A 21,951-nucleotide genomic window follows, 5' to 3' on the forward strand; every position below is an offset into this window, starting at 1 on the left:
GTCGGATCCCATGTCAGACCTGTTCGCAAGCAACGCCGCGGCCGACACTTCGGGCTACTCCGCCAAGGACATCGAGGTCCTGGAGGGGCTGGAGCCGGTACGCCGGCGCCCCGGCATGTATATCGGCGGCACGGACGAGCGCGCCCTGCACCATCTGGTCGCCGAGGTGCTGGACAACTCCATGGACGAGGCCGTGGCCGGCTTCGCCTCGCGGATCGAGATCGAGCTCTCCGCCGACCAGACCGTCACCATCCGCGACAACGGCCGCGGCATTCCGGTCGACCCGCATCCGCGCTTCCCGGACAAGTCGGCGCTGGAGGTGATTCTCACCACCCTGCATGCCGGTGGCAAGTTCTCCGACAAGGTCTACGCCACGGCCGGCGGCCTGCACGGCGTCGGCATCTCGGTGGTCAACGCCCTGTCCGACCGTCTGGAGGTAGAGGTCGCCCGCGACAAGCGGCTCTACGCCCAGCATTTCTCGCGCGGCCTGCCCCAGGGCAAGCTGCAGACGATCGGCGCCGCCCCGAACCGGCGCGGCACGACCGTGCGCTTCCATCCCGACGCGGAGATCTTCGGCACGGCGCTGAAGTTCCGCCCGGCGACCCTGTTCCGCATGGCGCGCTCCAAGGCCTATCTCTTCAAGGGCGTCGAGATCCGCTGGAAATGCGATCCCGACATGCTGCGCGAGGGCGACACCACGCCGGCGGAAGCCACCCTGCACTATCCCGGCGGCCTCGCCGACTTCCTGGCCAGCGCCATGGAGGGCCGCCGCACCGTGGCGACCCAGCCCTTCACCGGCGACGTGGAATCGCCCGGCGAACAGGGCCGCGTGGAATGGGCGGTCACCTGGCCGGACGACCAGGACGACGGGTTCCTGCACGCCTATTGCAACACCATCCCCACGCCGATGGGCGGCACCCACGAGGCCGGCCTGCGCACCGCCCTGGCGCGCGGCATCAAGGCCTATGGCGAGCTGGTGAACAACAAGAAGGCGGCGCAGATCACCGCCGAAGACATCATGGCCGGCGCCTGCGTCATGCTCAGCGTGTTCATCCGCGAGCCGTCCTTCCAGGGCCAGACCAAGGACAAGCTGGCCAGCCCGCACGCCACCAAGCTGGTGGATCAGGCGGTGAAGGACCATTTCGACCACTGGCTCTCCGGCGATCCGGAAACCGCCAACCGGCTGCTGGAACACCTGATCGAGCGCGCCGAGGACCGGCTGCGCCGCCGCCAGCAGAAGGAGGTCAGCCGCAAGACCGCCACCCGCAAGCTGCGCCTGCCCGGCAAGCTGGCCGACTGCTCGCGCTCCGACAACGAGGGCACCGAGATCTTCCTGGTCGAGGGCGACAGCGCCGGCGGCTCCGCCAAGCAGGCCCGCAACCGGGCGACCCAGGCGGTACTGCCCCTGCGCGGCAAGATCCTGAACGTGGCCAGCGCCTCGGTTGAGAAGCTGCGGGCCAACCAGGAACTCAGCGACCTGCTGCTCGCACTCGGCTGCGGTTCCGGCTCGTCCTACAAGCAGGACGCGCTGCGCTACGAGAAGGTCATCATCATGACCGACGCCGACGTGGACGGTGCCCACATCGCCTCGCTGCTGATGACGTTCTTCTACCGCGAGATGCCGCGGCTGATCGCCGACGGCCACCTGTACCTCGCCATGCCGCCGCTCTACCGGTTGGTGCAGGGCGGCAAGACCGTCTATGCCCGCGACGACGCCCACCGCGAAGAGCTGATGAAGACCGACTTCAACGCCCGCGGCAAGGTCGAGATCAGCCGCTTCAAGGGCCTGGGCGAGATGCCGCCGAAGCAGCTCAAGGAAACCACCATGGACCCGACCACCCGCCAGCTCCTGCGGGTGAAGATCCCGCCGAGCGGCGGCCCGGAACTGGTGGTCGAGCCGGAACTGGAAAGCGAGACCGAGCGCACCCGCGAGATGGTCGAGACCCTGATGGGCAAGAAGGCCGAACGCCGCTTCGACTTCATCCAGGCGAACGCCAAGTTCGTGCTGGAGGTGGATGTCTGAGGCCGGCGCATAGCCGACGGGCAGGGAACATCCAATGAGAGTGGCTCGATCCTGATTTGCATCAGGATGACGGGTGGGGCGCAACATTCAATTTTCGACGTCATCCTGACGCACGTCAGGATCTACGCGTGCATTCTCAGCGCGGTCCTGCGGCAGGCTCGCCAGCACCGCCGACCCGCCGATCAGCGCAACGCCGAGACTGGCGGTGACGCTCGGAGCTTCGCCGAAGAAGGCGACCGCCCAAACCGTCGCGAACAGCAGGTAGCCGTTGTCGAACACGCCGACCACAGGCGCGGGTGCTAGCTGGTAGGCCTTGGCGACGGCGCTGGCGATGATCGCCATGAACAGGCCGCGCAACCCGATCAGCGCCCAGTCATCCGGGCGCAGATCCGGCCAGACCGAGAGCAGGTACGGATGCTCTCCCGTCGCCGGCCGCAACAGAGCAAGCGCCGCCACGGTGCCCGCCCCCGCCAGTCCCAGACAAAAATTCAGGTTCAGCGCCATGCCGAGCGGCTCCTCTGTCCGGCACCAGCGCCAGGTGATCACTCCGGCCAGGGCATAGAGGAAGGACGCCAGCAAGGGCAACAGGGCGGCGGGCGACAAATTCCCCGCATCCGGCCGCAGCACCAACAGCACGCCGACAAACCCGACGGCCACCGCCGCCCGGCGCCTCGGGCTCACCCGTTCGCGCAGCAGCACCCGCGACAGCACCGCCATCCAGAGCGGCGAGGTGTAGAAAGCCGCCGCCGCCAGGGAGAAGGTCAGGCTCGGCAGCGAGGCGTAATACGCCGCCCACATGCCGGTCAGGCACAGGCTGCGGAGCCACACCGCCCGGCCCCAGCGCCACCGGCGCGCCGGGCGCGGTACGGCAAGGCGGATCAGCCCTGCGATCAGGCCGGCCGCGAGAACTGAGCGCAGGAGGAAGAGCTGACCCAGCGCCAGTCGATCGCTCGCCAGCTTCACCAGAGCGTCGGACAGCGAGAGCAGGAAGACGGCGACCAGGATCGCCAGCGCACCGCGGACGGTCGGGCGCAGGGTCGGGCGGCCAGCGGGGCATAGACGAAGGATCTGTTCCATGCGGTTGTTGAAACCGATGCCGCAAGCTAGCACAAATGACTAAGGCACCATATTTAGAAACCCACAGTTATGCGTTCTATCGCCCGCCATCTGCCGCCGCTCGCCACCCTGCGCTGCTTCGAGGCCGCCGCGCGCCATGAAAGCTTCACCCTGGCGGCGGACGAGCTCGGTCTGACCCAGGCGGCGGTCAGCAAACAGGTCCGACAGCTTGAGCAGGATCTCGGGGCCGCGCTGTTCGAACGGCGCAACCGAGCGGTGTTCCTGACAGAGGACGGACGGCGCCTCGGCCGCACGGTCAGCGCCGCCCTGGGCGACATCGCCGCCGAAGCGACCCGCATCCGCGGCCGACCGGAAGCGGGGGAAGCCATCCTGCTCTGCCAGCTCTGCGAGGCGTTCTACTGGCTGATGCCCCGGCTCTCCCGCTTTCACGAACGCCACCCGGAGATCGCCCTGCGGGTGGTCTCCACCCTGCAGCCGGTGACCGAAGCGACCCAGCCCTATGACGTGGCCCTGCAGACCGCCTCGCGCCCCGCCGGTTCGGCCGCGCTCGCCTTCACCGCCGGCGACGAGATCTTCCCGGTCTGCGCGCCGTCGCTCCTCGCCGGCCGCGCCCTGCCGCTTCCCCCGGAGGACCTGGCCGGGTACCCGCTGCTCGCCCACAGCGTGGCGCCGCAGGCCTGGATGGAGTGGGACGACTGGTTTGCCGCAATCGGCAGCCAACAGCGGGCCGGGTCCCGCCTGCGGAGCTTCGACAGTTTTCCGCTGGTGCTCCAGGCCGCCGTCGCCGGCCAGGGCATGGCGCTCGGCTGGCGGCGGACGGTGGACGGGATGCTGAGCGAGGGCAAGCTGCTCCGTCCCTGCCGGGCGAGCGTCGTGCGACCGGCGGAGATCGCCGTCTATACCGGCCCAGCAAACGCGAAACGCCCGGAAACCCGGGCGCTTCTGAACTGGCTGGCGGAGGAGCTGCGGGACTGAGCCACCGCCCCTCCGCCGATACCGAAGTTACTCGGCCGCGGCCGAGGGGCGCGGCTGCAGCGGCGGCTGCACGTCGGTCGGGATCGGGCAGGTATAGGGCTGCTTGGTCAGCCGGGCCTGGTGGTCCTTCTTGGCGCGGGCCAGCAGCACCTCGTCGGTGAACAGCTTGCGGGCCAGCGCGCCCATGGCCGCTCCGGCATAGGTCATGCCCTTATGGGCGGCCGGCGCCTTGCCCTGGGCCGTGATCTGCCAGGAATGGCCCGGCGTGCCGATGGCGTGGGTCGCGACCCGGGCCTGCACCGTCGGCACCGCCCAGGACACGTCGGCCACGTCGGTCGAGCCCATCATGCCGTCGCCCTTGAGGTCGCGCGGCACCACGTAGTCGCAGAGCGGCTCGTTCTCGCGCGGCTCGACACCGAAGCGGCGGGCGCTGGCCAGGATGTCGCCCTCGCTCAGGGTCGCCTGGATCTCGGCGGCGTATTTCCGGTCGGCATCGTCGAACGCCACCCCGCCGAGGCCGTCCATGACGTCCTGCAGCGCCTCCTCAAGCGGCGTGTTGCCGAGCAGGTTGGAGACGGCGGAGATCACCTGCGGCTGCACGCTCGTCTCGGTCATCAGCGCGGCACCCTCGGCCACCTTCTTGACCCGCTCGATCAACGCCATCATCCCCGGCAGATCGGTGGCGCGCACGGTGTAGCGGATCTTGGCGCGGCCCTGGACAACGTTCGGCGCGGTGCCGCCGGCATCCAGATAGGCGTAGTGGATACGCGCCGAGCTCGGCATGTGCTCGCGCATGTACTGGATGCCGACATTCATCAGCTCGCAGGCGTCGAGCGCGCTGCGACCCAGATGCGGAGCGGCGGCGGCATGGCTGGAGCGGCCGGTGAAGGTGAAGTCGATGCGGGTGTTGGCCAGGCTCTGGGCGTCGTCGACCTTGGTGTGGGTCGCCGGATGCCAGGTGATGGCGGCGTCCACATCGTCGAACGCACCATCGCGCACCATGAACGCCTTGGCGGCGCCGCCCTCCTCGGCCGGACAGCCGTAATAGCGCACGCGGCCCGGGGTGCCGGTCTCGGCCAGCCAGTCCTTCAGCGCGCAGGCGGCCAGCAGGGCGGCGGAACCCAGCAGGTTGTGGCCGCAGCCATGGCCGGCCCCACCTGCGGTGAGCGGCTTCGGCTCGGCGATGTTGGCGACCTGGCTGAGGCCCGGCAGCGCGTCGTATTCTCCGAGGATGGCGATCACCGGACCGCCCTCGCCCGCCTCGCCCATCACGGCGGTCGGGATGCCGGCGACCTCCTCGGTGACGGTGAAGCCCTTGGCCTTCAGCACGGCGGTGTGCTGGGCGCAGGACTCGTACTCGGCATAGAGGGTTTCGGGCATGCCCCACACCGTGTCGGACAGCTCGATCAGGTCCGGCGTGTGGGTGTCGATATGGGTGAGGATCGGCTCGACGTTCTTCATCACGGAATCCATCAGGTTGGAGCGGCCGGCGCGAGGGCCGCAGGCTGGCTGCGGCGGGCCGGTCGAAAGATCGGACCTTCTGGATATACCGATCCGGGCAGACACCCGAAAGACGGAGAAATCGACAGGGTCCGTCCCGGGTGCGGAACCGATCAGGCCTGCAGCCAGTCGCGCAGGGCTTCGCCGCATGCGTCCGGCTTCTCCAGGGCCGGCAGGTGGCCGCAGGTCTCCACGATGCGCAGATCCGCATGGGGGATCGCCGCCGCCATCTCCTCGCTGAGATCCACGGGGGTGAGCTGGTCGTCGCGTCCGCACATCACCAGGGTCGGCACCGTCACGCCGGCCAGGAGCTCCCGGCTGTCGTCCCGGCTCAGGATCGCCTTCTGCTGCCGGATGAAGCCGTCCTTGCCGATGCGCGCGGCCATGTCGAAGATCGGCCGGGTCACGCTCTCGTCGTCCAGCCGGCTCTTGTGCACCAGCATCGGCAGCAGGCGCGGCGTCACGCCCTTGAACTTCCCCTTGTCGGCCAGCTCAATCAGGCCGGTGCGCCGGCGGCGCTGGTCGTCGGAATCCTGGCGGGCCGAGGTGTCGAGCAGGGCCAGCCGCTCGATACGCCCCGGTGCCTGGCGCAGGATCTCCAGGGCGACGTAGCCGCCCATGGACAGGCCGGCGACGGCCAGCTCGCCCTCGGTCTCGGCCAGCACCTGGGCGGCGATGTCGCGGATATCCTCATGGGCCGTGGTGTCCGGGATCACGATGCGGTCGACCAAATCGTCGAGCATCGGGACCTGTCTGGCCCACAGCTCGGCGTCGTTCAGCAGGCCGGGGATCAGGACGAGGGCTTCTGCGGGCACGGGCGCTCCAATACTGAGGTTACCGGGGCGGGGTTGCCGGTTGGCGGGTCGCGGACGGATGATCGGGGCCTAAGGGCGTGACCAAACGCTTACAAGCAATGATCCCGGGGGGAAACCGACAATGGCCATCGACCGCATCCGATCCGACCACTACCGCATCCCGCTGCCGGTGGTGCTGTCGGACTCCACCCATAAGGAGATCACACATTTCGAGCTGATCGCCACCCGGATCGGGACGACCGACGGGGCCGAGGGGCTCGGCTATACCTATACGGTCGGCTATGGCGGCGGCTCGGTGCATTCCCTGCTGACCCGCGACCTGCCCGACCTGCTGCTCGGCGCCGAAGAGACCCGGATCGAGGCGCTGTGGAAGGAGATGTGGTGGCGCCTGCACTGGGTCGGGCGCGGCGGGTCGGCCGCCTTCGCCATGGCGGCGGTGGACGTGGCGCTGTGGGACCTCATGGGCAAGCGCGCCGGCCTGCCCTTGTGGCGCCTGCTCGGCGGGGCCGATCCCACCGTGCCGGTCTATGCCGGCGGCATCGACCTGTTCTTCACCCTGGACGCCCTGCTGGAACAGACCAGCGGCAACCTGGATGCCGGGTTCGAGGCGATCAAGATGAAGGTCGGCCGCAAGAAGCTCAGCGAGGATGTGGAGCGGGTCGCCGCCATGCGGGACTACCTGGGCGACGGCTTCGCGCTGATGGCCGACGCCAATATGGGCTGGGACCGGCCGCGCGCCATCGCCGCGGCCCGGGCGCTGGCGCCGTACGATCTGGTGTGGCTGGAGGAGCCGCTGGAGCCGGAGGATGTCGCCGGCTACGCCGAGGTCGCGCGGATCGGCACGCCGGTCGCCGCCGGGGAGAATTTCCACAACCTGCAGGAATTCTCCCAGCTCATCGCCGCCGGCGGGGTGCACTACGTCGAGCCGGACCTGGCCTGCCTGGGCGGCATCACCGCCTGGATGAAGGCCGCCCGCATGGCCGAGGCGGCGCATCTGCCGGTCACCTCCCACGGGGTGCACGATCTGCATGTGCACCTGATGGCCGCCGTGCCCAACGCCTCCTATCTGGAGAGACACGGCTTCGGGCTGGAGCGGTTCATGGAGAACCCGCTGCTCATCGAAAAGGGCCGCGCCGTCGCCCCGGAACGGCCGGGACACGGCGTGACCCTGAATTTCGACGCGCTGGAGGAATATCGGGTTAGCTGAATTTGTTGACTTGAAGTCGGTCCAGCCCGCTCCCCCACCCGGCCACCCACGTAAGTATCCTGATGGGTGGCCGGGTGGGGGAGCGGGCTGGCGATGCTCTTGGCTACAGACTTACCAGAGCGACTTGTCCTCCTGGGTGGAGACATGGGCGGCGACGACCTTCCAGCCGACGTCCGGGAACTTCACGAAGGTCTGGCTCTGCCGGCCGGTGCGGCCGTTCGGCATGCGGAATTCGAGGTTGGTGGTGGCGAAGTCCGTGCCGATGGTGGTGATGACCAGCTTCAGCCGTTCCTGCTTGATGTTGATCCCGGCCGGGCGGCGCACCCGGTGGGCGTGGATCTCGTCGAAACCGTAGCCGTTCTCGTGCATGGCGTAGCGAATGGTGTGCGGCGAGTTCCAGAACGTGTTGTCCAGCACGTCCACGTCCTTGGTCGCCAGGGCCGCCTCGTAGCGCTCGAAGATGTCGGTGATCTCGGCCACGACCTCGGGGAGGTTCACGCGGCGGTCGGGCTGGGGGGCGTCGGTCATCGATGACTCTCCAAGGCTCGGGCGACGGCGATCAGGGCGGCGTCGGTGCCGGGGCCGCCGACGATCGACAGGCCGATGGGCAGGCCGTCCACCGTTGCCCCTGGAATAGACACCTGCGGCCGTCCCGCCAACCCGCCGAACGCGCAGAGGCAGGTGATCAGCTCGCGCAGCGGCGTCTGCTGGGAGATAGAGAGGCCGGTGGGCGGGGCCGGAAACGGCGTGGTCGGCAGGCACAGGATCGTGCCGGCGGGCAGCAGGGATTTCAGCCGTCCCCGCGCCTCCCGGCGCATCTGGTTGGCCCAGCCGAGCTCGGTCTCGGTCACCGCGGCGCCCTGCATCAGCCCGCGGGCAACGCCGAAGGCCATGCGGGGGTTGGTGTCGATCCAGGGCTTGAAGGTCTCATAGGCCTCGCGCGGCTGGATCGTGCGCTGGGCGCGGGCCCAGACCGACAGGCCCTGGGGCGCGAGCAGCACGTCCTCGCGGGCGCCGATCAGTTCGGCCAGCCGATCGACCAGCGGCGCCAGGGCTTCGGCGACCGCGTCTTCGGCAAAGGCGAAGGTGTCGGTGGTGACCAGCAGCCGGGTCGGCAGGTCCGTCGGGATGGCCTCGTCCAGCAGATGGGCGGAGACCTTGGCGAAGGTGGCGGCGTCGCGGGCGAACCAGCCGGTGGTGTCGGAGGTCGGCGCCTGGGTCATCATGCCGTCGACCGGCAGGCGGCCATGGGTGGGCCGGATGCCGTAGAGCCCGCAGAAGCTGGACGGCACGCGGACCGAGCCGCCGGTATCGGTGCCGAGTGCGGTATCGCAGAGCCCGGCGGCCACTGCGGCGGCGGAGCCGGAGGATGAGCCACCCGGCACCCGGCCCGGGGCGTTGACGTTGACCGGCGTACCGTCGAAGGCGCTCTCGCCCAGGATGCCGAGCGAGACCTCGTCGGTGACGGTCTTTCCGACCAGGGTGGCGCCTCCGTCGAGCAGCCGCTGCACCGCCCAGGCGTTGCGGGTGGGGACGGCGCGTCCGGTCGGCCAGTCGTGGTTGCCGCCGCCGGTCGGATATCCCGCCACGTCGAACAGATCCTTGGCGGCGAAGGTCAGGCCCGTGAGTGGACCCTCGGCCGCCCCTTCCACGCGGATATCCGTGCCGGGCACGAAGGCGCCGATGCTGTCTGTCATGCCACTCCCCTCCAGGCTGGAAAATCGCTCAAAAGTACCGGATTGGAGATTCAAGCGGGACTGTAAAAATGCTCTTCAACCGATTGAAGAAAAGCATATATTTTCCCGTCTACTGACGAGCACGCGGGAACCGCTGTGTGATCACGGACGTATCGACCCAGGCGTGCCGGCCCTCCTCATAGACCGACCGGTTGGGCAGCGCGCCGTCCGGCTCGTCGAAGCAGCCGGTGGCGATGCCCAGCCGGTCGAGATCGGGGCCGGCCAGCCAGTACACCGTCGTGCCGCAGGACGGGCAGAAGAAGTTCCGCAACCGGTTGCCGCTGTCGGTTCCGCGTTCGTAGGCCTTCGGGTTGCCGGCGATCTCGACCTGATCGGGCGTGTAGTAATTGCCGACGCCGAACGGCGCGCCGGTGCGGCGCTGGCAGTCCTTGCAGTGGCACATCACCGTGGCGCTGGGCGCGCCGGTGATGGTCAGAACGATCTCGCCGCAGGCGCAGCGGGCTTTCGCCATGGCATCCTCCTCTGCCGTCCGGTCAGGGAGGCCGGGTGCCGACCTCCCCTCCCCGATAGTCTAGCGGTGGGTGCCCGGGAACATCGAGCGGAAGCTCTCGTCGTCCATCTCGGTCTTGAAGGCGTGGCGTTCCTTGATCGCCTCGGCCCGCTTGGCCGCATCGGTGGCGCTGATCCGCGCGACCAGGCCGGTCACGTTCGGATACTTGGCCGCCGCTTCCTCTCCGAGCACGAACTTGGCCATGCGGCCCCAGCCCCACAGGGCCATGTCGACGATGGTGTAGGTGTCGCCGACCATCCACTCCTTGCCCTCGAGGTGGTCGTTCAGGATGCCGTAGTGCCGGTTCGCCTCGAAGTCGTAGCGCTTGATCGCGTACTCGATCTTCTCCGGCGCGTGGTTGCCGAAATGCACCTTCTGCCCCGAATACGGGCCGAGGCCGGTGGCGACGAACATCAGCCAGGAGATCAGCTCGCCGCGGTTCTTGTCGCCGGCTGGCGGCAGGAACTTGCCGGTCTTCTCGGCCAGATAGAGCAGGATGCCGTTGCTGTCGAACACGGTGACGTCGCCGTCGACGATGACCGGCACCTTGGCGTTCGGGTTCAGCGCCTTGAATTCCGGCAGGTGCTGCTGGCCCTTGCGGGTGTCCACCGGGATCGCCTCGTAGTCGAGGCCGGAATCCTCCAGGAACAGCGCCACCTTCATCGGGTTCGGGGCCAGGCTGTAATAGAACTTGAGCATGCGTTGCCTCCGCTGGACACGCGGCTCCGCCCCCGGCGGTCGCGCGTGCCTGTGAATGACTGGACCGGCGCGAGTGTGCCGGCGCGGCGAACACTACCGCAACGGGCGCCGTCGGCCAGTCATCTGCCACGACGCGGAACGAATGAAGCCCTTGAAACACAGGATCGTGATGGGGCGCCGGCCGCTCACCCAGCCGCTCTCTTGCCGCCGCCCGTCCCCCTCGGCCACGATCGCCTGCATAACCAAACGGGAGGAACCGGGTCATGGATCTGTACGAGCTGCGCACCTACAAGATCGTCGTCGGCAAACTGCAGGAGGTCCTGAAACTCTACGAGACCGAGGGCTGGCCGGCGCTCGACCCGCATAAGGACAAGCTGGTCGGCTATTTCGTCGGCGATGTCGGCGGCATGAACGAGCTCATCCATGTCTGGAAGTACACCGACGACGCCGACCGCCGGGCCCATTGGGCGGCGGTCTATGCCAACGAGAAGTTCATGGCTTTCGCCGCCAAGCTGCGGCCGAACCTGATCAGCCAGGAGAACAAGCTGATGGTCGGGGCGCCATGGGGCCCGCGACCCTGACCGCGCTCTCCCCGGTGTAGAGATCGTCCTCCTCGGCCGGGCGCACCGCACGCTCGCCGAGGATTCCGGTCCACAGCCAGTCGATGTCCCGGTCGGCGGCACCGCGTTCCGTCGACAGACGTACCGGAACGATCTCCGACAATGCGTCCCCGTCGCGCTCGGCCACCGCGAACTGGAAGACATAGTTCGGAGTGACACCCATGCGCAGGTCGGACACCAGAATCCGGCCGTCGGCCTCCCAGACCTTGAAGAAGCCCTTGGAGAAGGCCGCCAGCTCCGCCGCCTTCGGCAGATCCTCGATACAGGACAGGAGGGTCTCGCCGCGCGGATGAGCGTAGGCGGTCACCGACTCCTGGGTGCCGAGCAGCGGGATATAAAGGTTGAGATAGCGGTCGCCGTCGATGGCGATCACCCGCCAGAACAGGGTGTTGAACGGCATCGGCGTCGCCCAGGTGCGATCCGGCTCGATGCCGAGATCGGCCAGCACCAGATCGCCGCGCTTCTCCGACACCTGCTGGGCGATGGCGCTCCAGCCGAGATAGGCGGTGGAGACGATCAGCGCGACGCTGACCACCCGGGCGATCCGCGGCGTCCAGGACCGCACGCACAGCGCCCAGACGAAGGCGACGATCAGCGGGATCGTGTAGAGCGGGTCGATGATGAACATGGAGCCCAGCCCCAGGGGCTCGGGCATCACCGGCCAGAAGATCCGCGTGCCGTAGATCGTCATCGCATCGAGCAGCGCGTGGGTCGCCAGACACAGATAGACCGCAAGATACGTGGCACCCCGATGCTCGCGCAGACCGCGCATCACCCGGACCAGCGGCTCGGCAAAGATCGGGGTGACCAGTGCCTGGACGATCAGCGAATGGGAGGGGCCGCGATGCTGGACGAAATCCGTCACCGGATCGCCCAGCGGAATGAACACGTCGAGATCCGGGACCGTGCCCAGCACCGCGCCGATGATGGCGGCCTTGCGGGCGCCGGCATGGGGGCCGATGACGGCGGCAGCGACGCCGGCGCCAAGCACCATCTGAGTTACTGAATCCACGTCCCTGCCCCGGTCGGTTCACTCGCAATCGGGACGATATGGGCCGCGGCGGGCGGATAGCCAGCGTTACCTGACCATCCGCCGCAGCCTCACGCCGCCTTGCGCAGCCCCTCGGCGGCGGTGGCGATGGCGTCGATGGTCAGGGCCACGTCGGCCTCGGTGTGACACAGGCCGATATAGTACTTGCTGTCCGGCTTCAGGATTCCGCACTCGCGCATGATCCCGTTGAACCGCTTCGCCATGGCGGCATTGCCGGCGAACATGCCGCGATAGTCGTGCACGTCGCGGTCGGTGAAGACCACGTCGAACAGCGGCGGCACGCCCACCACCTTGGCGGCGATCCCCGCCCGACCCAGATGCTCCTCCAGGGCGGCCATGATGGTGCGGCCGGTGGCGAACATCTTGGTATAGGCGTCGTCGCGCTTCAGGATCTCCATGGTCTTCAGCCCCGCCACCGAGGCGACCGGATTGCCGCTGAGCGTGCCGATCTGGAAGGTGAAGCCCTCCTCGCCCACCTGGCTCTTGTCGAAATGGGCCATGATCTCGTCGTTGCCGGCGATCGCCGCGAGCGGATAGCCGCCGCCGATCACCTTGCCCAGGGTGCAGAGGTCCGGGGTGATCCCGTAATACTCCTGAGCGCCGCCGAAGGCGAAGCGGAAGCCGGTCACCACCTCGTCGAAGATCAGCGGCACGTTGTGCTTCCTGGTCGCCTCGCGCAGTGCCTCCAGGAAGCCCGGCTTCGGCGGCAGCAGGCGCTGGAACGGCTCGACGATCACCCCGCCCAGCTCGGAGGCGTATTCGGCGATCATCTGCACCGCCAGGTCGGTGTCGTTATACGGGGCGACGATCACGTCGTCGCGCACGCCCTTGGGGATGCCGGCGCTGTCGGGCACCGCCTGGGGGAAGTTGGCGAGCGTCTTCGGCGCCAGGCTCATCAGCCCGAAATCGCTCATGCCGTGGTAGCCGCCCTCGAACTTCAGGATCTTCTCGCGCTTGGAATGGGCACGGGCGAGCCGCATGGCGTACATGTCGGCTTCCGAGCCGGAGCTGACGAAACGCACCTTGTCGGCGCAGGGAACCGCCCGGCAGATCTCCTCGGCCAGCACGATGCCCGGCTCGCTGTCGGCGAAGAACGTGCTGCCCAGCGGAAGTTGCGCCGTCACCGCCTCGATCACCTCGGGATGGGCGTGGCCGATCACCATCGGGCCGGAGCCCAGAAGATAGTCCACATACTCGTTGCCGCTGACATCCCAGACCCGGGAGCCCTCGCCGCGCGCGATCACGATGTCCGGCGTGAAATTGCCGAAACCGCCGGCCGGCAGCACCGCCCGCGCCCGCTCCATGAGATCCTTTTCCGCCTGACTCTTCGTCACGCCGCTCATCGCCGCCTCCATCCGTCTGACCTACTGGGTTTGACGTATCATTCTCCCAACACAGGCTCGCTGCATACCCGCAAACCGCCTTTGCTCGCAGCGTCAGGCGATGGACTTACGCGTCGCGCCGCGCCCATGCTGACGGACCGCGGCGGCAGACCCGCGGAGGGGGAGATGCGCGTCGATGGAACTCTGGATACCGATCACGATCTTCGCGGCGTTCATGCAGAACGCCCGCTCGGTGTTGCAGAAGCACCTCAAGGGCCGGCTGACGACCCTCGGCGCGTCCTATGTCCGCTTCCTCTACGCCATGCCCTTCGCGCTGATCTATGCGGGGGCGGTGCATGAGATCGGCGGCTATCCCTGGCCGACCGTGCATGCGGAGTTCCTGATCTACTGCCTGCTCGGCGGGATCTCGCAGATCCTGTTCACCGCCGTCCTGCTCTGGCTGTTCCAGTTCCGGAACTTCGCCGTCGGCACCACCTACTCCAAGACCGAGACGGTGCAGGTCGCCCTGCTGGGCTGGCTGGTCATCGGCGACGAACTCGGCCTGGTGCCGCTGATCGCCATCGTCGTGTCGGCGGTCGGGGTGATGGCCCTGTCGGTCGGCCAGACCAAGGTCTCCGTCGGCCGGCTGTTCACCGGGCTGATCGAGAAGCCGACCCTGATCGGCCTGCTCTGCGGTGCCCTGCTCGGCTCGTCCGTGGTGTTCTTCCGCAAGGCCGCGCTGACCCTCGATTACGACGGCTTCGTCATGGCCGCCGCCTTCACCCTGGCGGTGTCGGTGGTGATGCAGACGGTGATCATGGGCGTCTATCTGGCGATCTACGAACGCCGCACCCTGGTGGACGTTCTGGTTCATTGGAAATGGTCGCTGGCGGTGGGCGTCTGCGGCGTGCTCGGATCGATCGGCTGGTTCACCGCTTTCACCCTGCAAAACGCTGCCTATGTGCGCGCACTCGGCCAGATCGAACTGGTCTTCACCTTCATCGCCTCGGTCTTCATCTTCCGCGAAACCACCAACCGCGCCGAAATCGTCGGGATCGTCCTTGTGGTCGCCGGCATCGTCCTTCTGGTCCTGGGTCGTTAACCCGGATTAAAGCCCCCGTCTTCACAGTCCATTAACGAGACCCGTGCTCTTTTCGGCATCGCGGGGGGCGAAGCGGATTGTGGGATGCGGTGCCCGAGGATGGTTCAGGAATGCGCATGACGTCTGAAGGCAGCAAGGGCAACGGGGGACCACAGCGTCCCACGCGGCTTTCCGCTGTCGAGGACAAGCTGTCGCGGGCGCTGGAGACGATCGAGGCGCAGCGCCGCCAGTTGTCCACCGTCTTTAACGCCGTCAACGACGCGATCGTCGTGGTCGACGAACGCGGAATCATCGAGACGGTCAACGACGCGACCTGCAAAATGTTCGGCCGCCCAAGCTTCGAGCTGGTCCACCATTCGGTGAATAAGCTCATGCCGGAATCGGTGGCGATCAATCACGACCATTATCTTCGAGATTCCCGTCCGCATTCCAAACCCTCATTCGGGCTTCCCCGCACCCTGGCGGCGCTGCACGCGAACGGGCGGCAGTTCCCGGTTTCGATCACGCTGTCCGAGATCCCGCGCTCCGTCGACGAGCCTCGCCGGTTCGTCGCCACCATCCGCGACATGACCCACGAACGGGCGCGCGAGGATCAGATCCGCTTCCTCGCCTTCCACGACGACGCCACCAAGCTGCCGAACCGGCACGGCATCCTGAGCTATCTGGAATCCTACTTCGCCGCCCCGATCCCGCCGCCGATGCTGTTCGTGCATATCTCGCTGAACAACACCAGCCAGCTCACCGCCTGTTTCGGCATCGAGGAGTTCGAACAGCTCGTCGTCGCCTTCTCACAGCGTCTGAAGCGGGTGTTCGGCACGGCGGTGCTCATCGGACGCGGCTTCGGCAATACCTTCCACGTGGTCATGCCGATCGAGGAGAGCGAGAGCCTGCAGGCCAAGCTGGTGTCCGTGGTGGCCGAGCCGATCGAGATCCAGGACATCGCCGTGGTGGTTGACGTCTGCGCCGGTACGGTATCCCTGCCCGACCAGGCCGCCGATCCCCGACAGGCGATGCATCGGGCCGCCGCGGCCCTGATGGAGGTCAAGTCGACGACCCCGAAGCCGGGTCTGCCGCGCATGCACGCCTACATGCCCAGCATCATCAACGAAATGAGCCGGCGCACCCGCCTGGTGCACAACATCAACCGGGCGATCGAAGACCGGGAATTCAGCGTCTATCTGCAGCCGAAGGTGGACATCACCGACGGCAGTTGGGTCGGTGCGGAGGCGCTTGCCCGCTGGACCCAGCCCGACGGATCGATGATCTCGCCGGGCGAATTCATTCCGCTCGCCGAACAGGCCGGGCTGGTGACCGCGCTGAACCGGCACATGCTGTCCCAGACCCTGCGCTCGCTGGCCGACAGCGACTGGTCCCGCACCGCCCCGCTTGCCGTCAACATCTCCGCCCAGGATCTCAGCAGCCAGAATTTCGACGAGGTGATCGCCCGCCTGCTGGAAGAGACCGGCGTGCCAGCCTCGGCCCTGGAACTGGAACTGACCGAACGCGACATGGCCCGGGGCAGCGACGCCATCCGCGCCACCATTGACCGGATCCGGGAACAGGGCGTGACCATCGCCATGGACGATTTCGGGACCGGCTATTCCTCGCTGGCGGCCCTGGTCGACCTGCCGGTGGACATTCTGAAGATCGACCGGCAGTTCCTGCGCCGGATCGAGGATCGCGAGAGCGACCGCCGGCTGCTGAAAACCCTCGTCACCCTGGTCCAGGACCTCGGCCGCACGATCGTGGTCGAAGGGGTGGAAACGGAAGGGCAGGCCGCCTTCCTGCAGCAGATGGGCGTGCGGTTCGCCCAGGGCTTTCTCTATGCCCGGCCCGCGCCGGCGATCGCGGTTCTGAACGACCCCAGCAGGCCGCGGAAATAGAACCGGCTATTCCGGTGCCGGCCGGAACCCGTGGCCGGTCCGCGAGCACCAGTTCGACAGCAGCGAGGCCACGGTCCGGATCGGGTTGCCCGGCTCGTTATCTTCGCTGCGGATGACGGCCGACCAGGACGACACCACACCGTCGTGGCTGATCCGGGCGGCCTTGATTCGGCCCGCCCGCACCGCCGTCTCCACCGCCCAGCCGGCGAGAACGCTGGTCCCCTGTCCGGCGGCGACCAGTTCGACGATCACCTCCGGCAGTTCGACGGTCACCGACCGGCTCTTCGCGCTGTCCCCGTTGCGCAGCATCTGACCGACCTCGCCGTCGGTCCCCGGCGTCTTGCTGTAGGTGATCAGATCCTCCGCCGCGAGTTCGGAGACCTCCACGTATTCCCGGCCGGCCAACTCGTGGCCAGGCGCCATGATGAACAACTGGTCGTCATCGAACAGCGGCACCGCCGTCGCCCCCGGGCGCGCGATCTCGCCGCTCATGATCGCCAGATCGACATGGCGGTTGGACAGACTCTGCAACGGCTCCCGGCTGGCGCCGGCCATGACCTGGATGTCGATATCGGGCGCCGCGCTCTGCAGGAAACTGAGAAAACCCGGCAGCCAGTGGTAGGAGCTGTAGGCCTCGATGGCGATACGCACCACATGGACCACGCCCCGGCTGGTCCGCCAGACGTCCTCCTCCGCCCGTTCCATATCCGCCAGCACCCGCTCGGCCACATGGGCCAGATGCTCCGCCGCCGGCGTCATCCGCAGGCGCTTGTGCAGCCGGGTGTACAGGGTGACGTCCAGGCGCCGTTCCGCCTCGCGGATCCGGTGCGACAGGGCCGACGGCGTCAGGCCGAGCTTCTCCGCCGCCTCGGTGACCCGACCGGTGTCGGCGATCGCCTGGATCATCTGAAGATGACGAATTTCAAGCCTTGGAGCCATGACGCGAGTGTATGCTGAACTACTTTCATTGAAAACGTCAAAACTACCGATATGCTTTCATGCATCCTCGTCTCAGGGTCGTTTTAACAACTTCTGATCGCGCGCGGTTCAATACCGCTAGTAAGGTCGAAGTTCCTGATCGCTCAGGCCCGATGGCCAGGGACCGTTGGATCTGACGGCCGAATACCGATCCCACTTTCAACGTAGGGCTATCTGCCGACACGACCGGATGCACGCCTGAGCCGCAACGTTCGAACACGCGCGATCTGGATTAATATTTTTTCATTCATACAGCGTATAAATTCCGGTTCAACCGAGAGCCCGGAAACCAGGTGAGCCTAGAATCTAACCGCTCAACGTATTGAATCGGCGGTGATCACGGGACGGCGCATGGCAGCCGCCGAGGTCGAACCCGACATCGCGACGCATTCCCGCGGTTCAACTTGCCACTCCCCGGCGATCGGTCTGCGGTCAGGTCGCCGCGCCGCGCCAACCCTCGCATCGACAGGTGACAGAACCGTTTTCGCCGCCCGGCTTTTGGGACACCATGGACCCAGGCGCCGCCGAACGCCGCCGCGCCTTGCCGTCGAGGGGGAACGATGTCGACCGACCCGCTGCTGCAGCCCTACCAACTAAAGCACCTGACCCTGCGCAACCGGCTGATGTCGACGGCGCACGAGCCCTCCTATTCCGAGGACGGCATGCCGACCGAGCGCTACCGGCTGTATCACACGGAAAAGGCGAAGGGCGGCATCGCACTCACCATGACCGCCGGCTCCGCCGTGGTCAGCGCCGACAGCCCCGCCGCCTTCGGCAATCTCTACGCCTATAAGGACGAGATCGTGCCCTGGCTGCGCGAGATGAGCGATGCCTGTCACGAGCACGGCTCGGCCATCATGATGCAGATCACCCATCTGGGCCGGCGTACCAACTGGAACCACTCCGACTGGCTGCCGGTGCTCGCCCCCTCCCCGGTGCGCGAACCGGCCCACCGCGCCTTTCCCAAGGAGGCCGAGGACTGGGACCTCGACCGCATCGTGAAGGACTACGCCGACGCGGCGGAGCGCATGCGGGCCGGTGGGCTCGACGGTATCGAGATCGAGGCCTACGGACATTTCCTGGACGGGTTCTGGTCGCCCGCCACCAATCAACGGACGGACGACTACAACGGCTCGCTGGACAACCGGCTGCGCTTCACCTGGCGGGTGCTCGACGCCATGCGCGACCGGGTCGGGCCCGACTTCCTGATCGGCCTGCGCATGGTCGCCGACGAGGATTGGGACAAGGGTCTCAGCCGCGAGGACGGGGTGGAGATCGCGCGCCGCCTCGCGACCTGCGGCAAGGTCGATTTCCTCAACCTGATCCGCGGCCATATCGACAGCGACGCGGCCCTGTCCGACGTAATCCCGATCCAGGGCGCCCCCTCGGCGCCGCATCTGGATTTCTGCGGCGAGATCCGGGAGGAGACGAAGTTTCCGATCTTCCACGCCGCTCGGATCAGCGACGTGGCCACGGCCCGCCACGCTATCGCCGAGGGCAAACTCGACATGGTCGGCATGACCCGGCCGCACATCGCCGACCCGCATATCGCCAACAAGGTCGCCGCCGGACGCGAGGCCGACATCCGTCCCTGCGTCGGCGCCACCTACTGTCTCGACCGGATCTACGAGGGGCACGAGGCCCTGTGCATCCATAACCCAGCAACGGGCCGCGAGCGGACTATCCCCCACGTCATCGCCCGCAGCGACGGTCCGGCGAAGAAGGTCGTGATCGTCGGCGCCGGCCCCGCCGGGCTGGAGGCGGCCCGGGTCGCCGGCGAGCGCGGCCACGACGTCGTGCTGTTCGAGGCCGCCGACAAGCCCGGCGGCCAGATCCGGCTCGCCGCCCGGATACCGCGCCGCCGCGAGCTGATCGGCATCGTCGACTGGCGGGCCGAGCAATGCGTCCGCCTGGGCGTCGACATGCGCTTCAACACCTATGCCGAAGCCGGCGACGTTCTGGCGGAGAACCCCGACGTGGTGCTGATCGCCACCGGCGGCTTGCCGAATACCGAGATCGTCGAGGGGGCAGATCTGGTCGTCAGTTCCTGGGACATCCTGTCCGGCGACGTGAAGCCGGGCGAGCGGGTGCTGATCTACGACGACAACGCCGCCCACCAGGGCCTGTCCGCCGGCGAGGTCATCGTCCAGGCCGGCGCCCAGCTCGAGATCGTCACGCCCGAGCGGTTCTTCGCCGTGGATATCGGCGGCCTGAACCACGTGGCCTATGCCCGCGCCTTCGACAGGGCCGGGGCGCGGATCACCATCAACAAGCGGGTGCTCGCCGTGCGCCGCGCCGGCAACGGCCTGATCGCGCAGATCGGCTCGGATTATTCGGAGCGGGTGGAGGAGCGCGAGGTCGATCAGGTCGTGGTCGAGCACGGCACCCTGCCCCTGGACGAGGTGTATGTCGCGCTGAAACCGGAGAGCCTCAACGGCGGCGAGATGGACTACGACGCCCTGATCGCCGGAAGGCCGCAGGAGGTGGTGCGCAACCCGCACGGCACCTATCAGCTCTTCCGCATCGGCGACGCGGTGGCCTCGCGCAACATCCACGCCGCGATCTACGACGCGATCCGGCTGGTGAAGGATTTCTGATCCTCCACTATCGTCATCCCGAAACAAGTTCGCGATGACGGATGATTGTTTAGGACTGCCGCCAATCGGCCCCGGCGTTGGCCATTTCCTTGAGATTTGTGTACCGTGTTGCGCTGCGGTGAAGATCCTCCCCGGCGCGCCCGCGCCATGGAAATCTGCGGCGCGGACCCTAAGTCGAAAGAACAGCAAGTAACGGAGTGCCGCATGGCCGCGACCGATGCCGGAGCCGATCCGGCGGCCGCTCAAAAGGATATGGATCTCGACGTCTTCGTCATCGGCGGCGGCGTGAACGGCTGCGGCATCGCCCGCGACGCGGTCGGCCGCGGCTACAGTGTCGGACTGGCCGAGATGAACGACCTCGCGTCGGGCACCTCGTCCTGGTCGACCAAGCTGATCCATGGCGGATTGCGCTATCTCGAACACTACGAGTTCCGCCTGGTCCGCGAGGCGCTGATCGAGCGCGAGGTACTGTGGGCCAACGCGCCGCACATCATCTGGCCGCTGCGTTTCGTGCTGCCGCACCACAAGGGCCTGCGCCCGGCCTGGCTGCTGCGGCTCGGCCTGTTCCTGTACGACAATCTGGGCGGCCGAAAGCACCTGCCGCCGACCCGCGTCGTGGACCTTTCCACCGACGATGTCGGCAAGCCGCTGAAACCCGAGTTCACCAAAGGTTTCGAGTACTCCGACTGCGCCGTGGACGACACCCGTCTGGTGGTGCTGACCGCCCGCGATGCCGCCGACCGGGGCGTGGACATCCGCACCCGCACCGAAGTCACCGGTCTCGAGCGCACCGGCGACCGCTGGACGGTCACCCTGCGCGACACGGTCACCGGCGCCCGGTCGACCGTCACGGCGCGCGTGGTGGTGAACGCCGCCGGCCCCTGGGTCGACACCGTGCTGAACCGGGCCGCCGGCAAGAACGACACCCACAACGTCCGTCTGGTCCAGGGCAGCCATATCGTCGTGCCCAAACTCTACGACCATGACCGCTGCTACATCTTCCAGAACGCCGACGACCGGATCTTCTTCGCCATCCCCTATCAGCGCGACTACACGCTGATCGGCACCACCGACCGCGACTGGAAGGACGATCCGGCCAAGGTGACGATCTCCGACGAGGAGATCGCCTATCTCTGCGCCGGCGCCAGCGACTATTTCGAACAGGACATCTCGCCCGACGACATCGTGTGGACCTATTCCGGCGTACGCCCGCTCTACGACGACGGCGCCTCGGAAGCCCAGGTCGCCACCCGTGACTACGTCCTGCGCACCGACGGCAAGGGCAAGGAAGGGCTGCTGATCAATATCTTCGGCGGCAAGATCACCACCTACCGCAAGCTGGCCGAGGCCGTGGTCGAGAAGATCGAAGATGCGCTCGGCCGGCGCGGCGAGGCCTGGACCCATGGGGCCACCCTGCCCGGCGGCGACTTCCCGATCGGCGGGTTCTCCGATCTGGTCGTCGATCTTATGCGCGACTATCCCTTCCTCAGCGAGCCGCACGCCTATCGCCTGATTCGGCAGTATGGCACCCGTGCCCGTCACTTCCTGGGCGACGCGACGTCGCTGGCGGATCTGGGCCGGCATTTCGGCGACACGCTCTACGCCGCCGAGGTCGCCTATCTGATCGAACACGAGTGGGCTCTGAGCGCCGAGGACGTGCTGTGGCGCCGCTCCAAGCTCGGGCTGAAGATCGACGACGCCTCGGCCAAGGCGCTGGAGGACTGGATTAACGCTCGCACCCGCCGGGCCGAGGCGGCAGAGTAACGAACAACCAACGAAATCATCGACCGACAGGGTTAATCTTTACGCAGACCCATCCGGGGATTACCCGGCCGACCGTGCCGGGGCCAGAAGA

At 67.4% G+C, this 21,951-nt stretch carries 18 protein-coding genes; 8 read left to right on the forward strand and 10 right to left on the reverse strand.

The genetic code is table 11. The annotated features are described in order from the left end of the window. Positions 1–10 precede the first annotated feature (10 nt). Positions 11–2,023 carry a DNA topoisomerase IV subunit B gene (gene parE / locus BLS34_RS02785; protein WP_093147968.1) on the forward strand — a complete coding sequence of 671 codons (2,013 nt, stop codon included), beginning with the start codon at positions 11–13 and terminating at the stop codon, positions 2,021–2,023. 87 nt (positions 2,024–2,110) lie between these two features. On the opposite strand, the gene BLS34_RS02790 is transcribed toward parE, so the two are convergent. Continuing rightward, positions 2,111–3,100, reverse strand: a complete 990-nt coding sequence (locus BLS34_RS02790) for a DMT family transporter (protein ID WP_093147970.1) — start codon at positions 3,098–3,100, stop codon at positions 2,111–2,113. A gap of 69 nt (positions 3,101–3,169) precedes the next feature. Between BLS34_RS02790 and BLS34_RS02795 the strand changes: the two genes are divergently transcribed. Continuing rightward, positions 3,170–4,075 carry a LysR substrate-binding domain-containing protein gene (locus tag BLS34_RS02795; protein ID WP_093147971.1) on the forward strand — a complete coding sequence of 302 codons (906 nt, stop codon included), beginning with the start codon at positions 3,170–3,172 and terminating at the stop codon, positions 4,073–4,075. A 27-nt stretch (positions 4,076–4,102) separates the two neighbouring features. On the opposite strand, the gene BLS34_RS02800 is transcribed toward BLS34_RS02795, so the two are convergent. Then, complete coding sequence (locus BLS34_RS02800) at positions 4,103–5,536, reverse strand: amidohydrolase (RefSeq protein ID WP_093147974.1); 1,434 nt, start codon at positions 5,534–5,536, stop codon at positions 4,103–4,105. Between the two features lie 152 nt (positions 5,537–5,688). Beyond that, complete coding sequence (locus BLS34_RS02805) at positions 5,689–6,390, reverse strand: alpha/beta fold hydrolase (RefSeq protein ID WP_093147975.1); 702 nt, start codon at positions 6,388–6,390, stop codon at positions 5,689–5,691. A gap of 121 nt (positions 6,391–6,511) precedes the next feature. Between BLS34_RS02805 and BLS34_RS02810 the strand changes: the two genes are divergently transcribed. Next, positions 6,512–7,597, forward strand: coding sequence for a mandelate racemase/muconate lactonizing enzyme family protein (locus BLS34_RS02810; RefSeq protein ID WP_093147977.1), 1,086 nt, complete (start codon positions 6,512–6,514; stop codon positions 7,595–7,597). 111 nt (positions 7,598–7,708) lie between these two features. On the opposite strand, the gene hpxZ is transcribed toward BLS34_RS02810, so the two are convergent. From hpxZ to BLS34_RS02830, 4 genes are all read right to left on the reverse strand, one after another. Next, positions 7,709–8,125 (reverse strand): oxalurate catabolism protein HpxZ, encoded by a 417-nt coding sequence (gene hpxZ / locus BLS34_RS02815; protein WP_093147980.1) that lies wholly within the window; start codon positions 8,123–8,125, stop codon positions 7,709–7,711. After that, on the reverse strand, positions 8,122–9,294 hold the full coding sequence (locus tag BLS34_RS02820; RefSeq protein WP_093147981.1) for an amidase: 1,173 nt from the start codon (positions 9,292–9,294) through the stop codon (positions 8,122–8,124). The genes hpxZ and BLS34_RS02820 overlap by 4 nt, the downstream gene beginning before the upstream one ends. Before the next feature lie 109 nt (positions 9,295–9,403). Then, positions 9,404–9,805, reverse strand: coding sequence for a GFA family protein (locus BLS34_RS02825; RefSeq protein ID WP_093147984.1), 402 nt, complete (start codon positions 9,803–9,805; stop codon positions 9,404–9,406). Positions 9,806–9,865: 60 nt separating this feature from the next. Next, positions 9,866–10,543, reverse strand: a complete 678-nt coding sequence (locus tag BLS34_RS02830) for a glutathione S-transferase family protein (protein WP_093147986.1) — start codon at positions 10,541–10,543, stop codon at positions 9,866–9,868. 263 nt (positions 10,544–10,806) lie between these two features. Here BLS34_RS02830 and BLS34_RS02835 point away from each other — a divergent pair, with 263 nt between their 5' ends. Beyond that, positions 10,807–11,124 carry an NIPSNAP family protein gene (locus BLS34_RS02835; protein WP_028794664.1) on the forward strand — a complete coding sequence of 106 codons (318 nt, stop codon included), beginning with the start codon at positions 10,807–10,809 and terminating at the stop codon, positions 11,122–11,124. Here BLS34_RS02835 and BLS34_RS02840 read toward each other — a convergent pair. After that, positions 11,072–12,175, reverse strand: coding sequence for a metal-dependent hydrolase (locus tag BLS34_RS02840; RefSeq protein ID WP_175474076.1), 1,104 nt, complete (start codon positions 12,173–12,175; stop codon positions 11,072–11,074). The two genes, BLS34_RS02835 and BLS34_RS02840, sit on opposite strands and share 53 nt — an antisense overlap. 89 nt (positions 12,176–12,264) lie before the next feature. Next, positions 12,265–13,557: an aspartate aminotransferase family protein gene (locus tag BLS34_RS02845; RefSeq protein WP_215906023.1), complete on the reverse strand. Its 1,293-nt coding sequence runs from the start codon at positions 13,555–13,557 to the stop codon at positions 12,265–12,267. 175 nt (positions 13,558–13,732) lie between these two features. Between BLS34_RS02845 and BLS34_RS02850 the strand changes: the two genes are divergently transcribed. Both BLS34_RS02850 and BLS34_RS02855 read left to right on the forward strand, forming a co-directional pair. Further along, positions 13,733–14,638, forward strand: coding sequence for a DMT family transporter (locus tag BLS34_RS02850; protein ID WP_093147992.1), 906 nt, complete (start codon positions 13,733–13,735; stop codon positions 14,636–14,638). 110 nt (positions 14,639–14,748) lie between these two features. Next, positions 14,749–16,521 carry a putative bifunctional diguanylate cyclase/phosphodiesterase gene (locus BLS34_RS02855; RefSeq protein WP_093147993.1) on the forward strand — a complete coding sequence of 591 codons (1,773 nt, stop codon included), beginning with the start codon at positions 14,749–14,751 and terminating at the stop codon, positions 16,519–16,521. A 6-nt stretch (positions 16,522–16,527) separates the two neighbouring features. Here BLS34_RS02855 and BLS34_RS02860 read toward each other — a convergent pair whose 3' ends face one another. After that, positions 16,528–17,460, reverse strand: coding sequence for a LysR family transcriptional regulator (locus BLS34_RS02860; protein WP_084618870.1), 933 nt, complete (start codon positions 17,458–17,460; stop codon positions 16,528–16,530). A gap of 599 nt (positions 17,461–18,059) precedes the next feature. Between BLS34_RS02860 and BLS34_RS02865 the strand changes: the two genes are divergently transcribed. Both BLS34_RS02865 and glpD read left to right on the forward strand, forming a co-directional pair. Beyond that, positions 18,060–20,096 (forward strand): NADH:flavin oxidoreductase, encoded by a 2,037-nt coding sequence (locus BLS34_RS02865; RefSeq protein ID WP_093147996.1) that lies wholly within the window; start codon positions 18,060–18,062, stop codon positions 20,094–20,096. Between the two features lie 204 nt (positions 20,097–20,300). Next, positions 20,301–21,860: a glycerol-3-phosphate dehydrogenase gene (gene glpD, locus BLS34_RS02870; protein WP_245565608.1), complete on the forward strand. Its 1,560-nt coding sequence runs from the start codon at positions 20,301–20,303 to the stop codon at positions 21,858–21,860. Positions 21,861–21,951 lie beyond the last annotated feature (91 nt).

This window comes from Thalassobaculum litoreum DSM 18839 (genome assembly GCF_900102465.1).
Classification (GTDB): Bacteria; Pseudomonadota; Alphaproteobacteria; order Thalassobaculales; family Thalassobaculaceae; genus Thalassobaculum; species Thalassobaculum litoreum.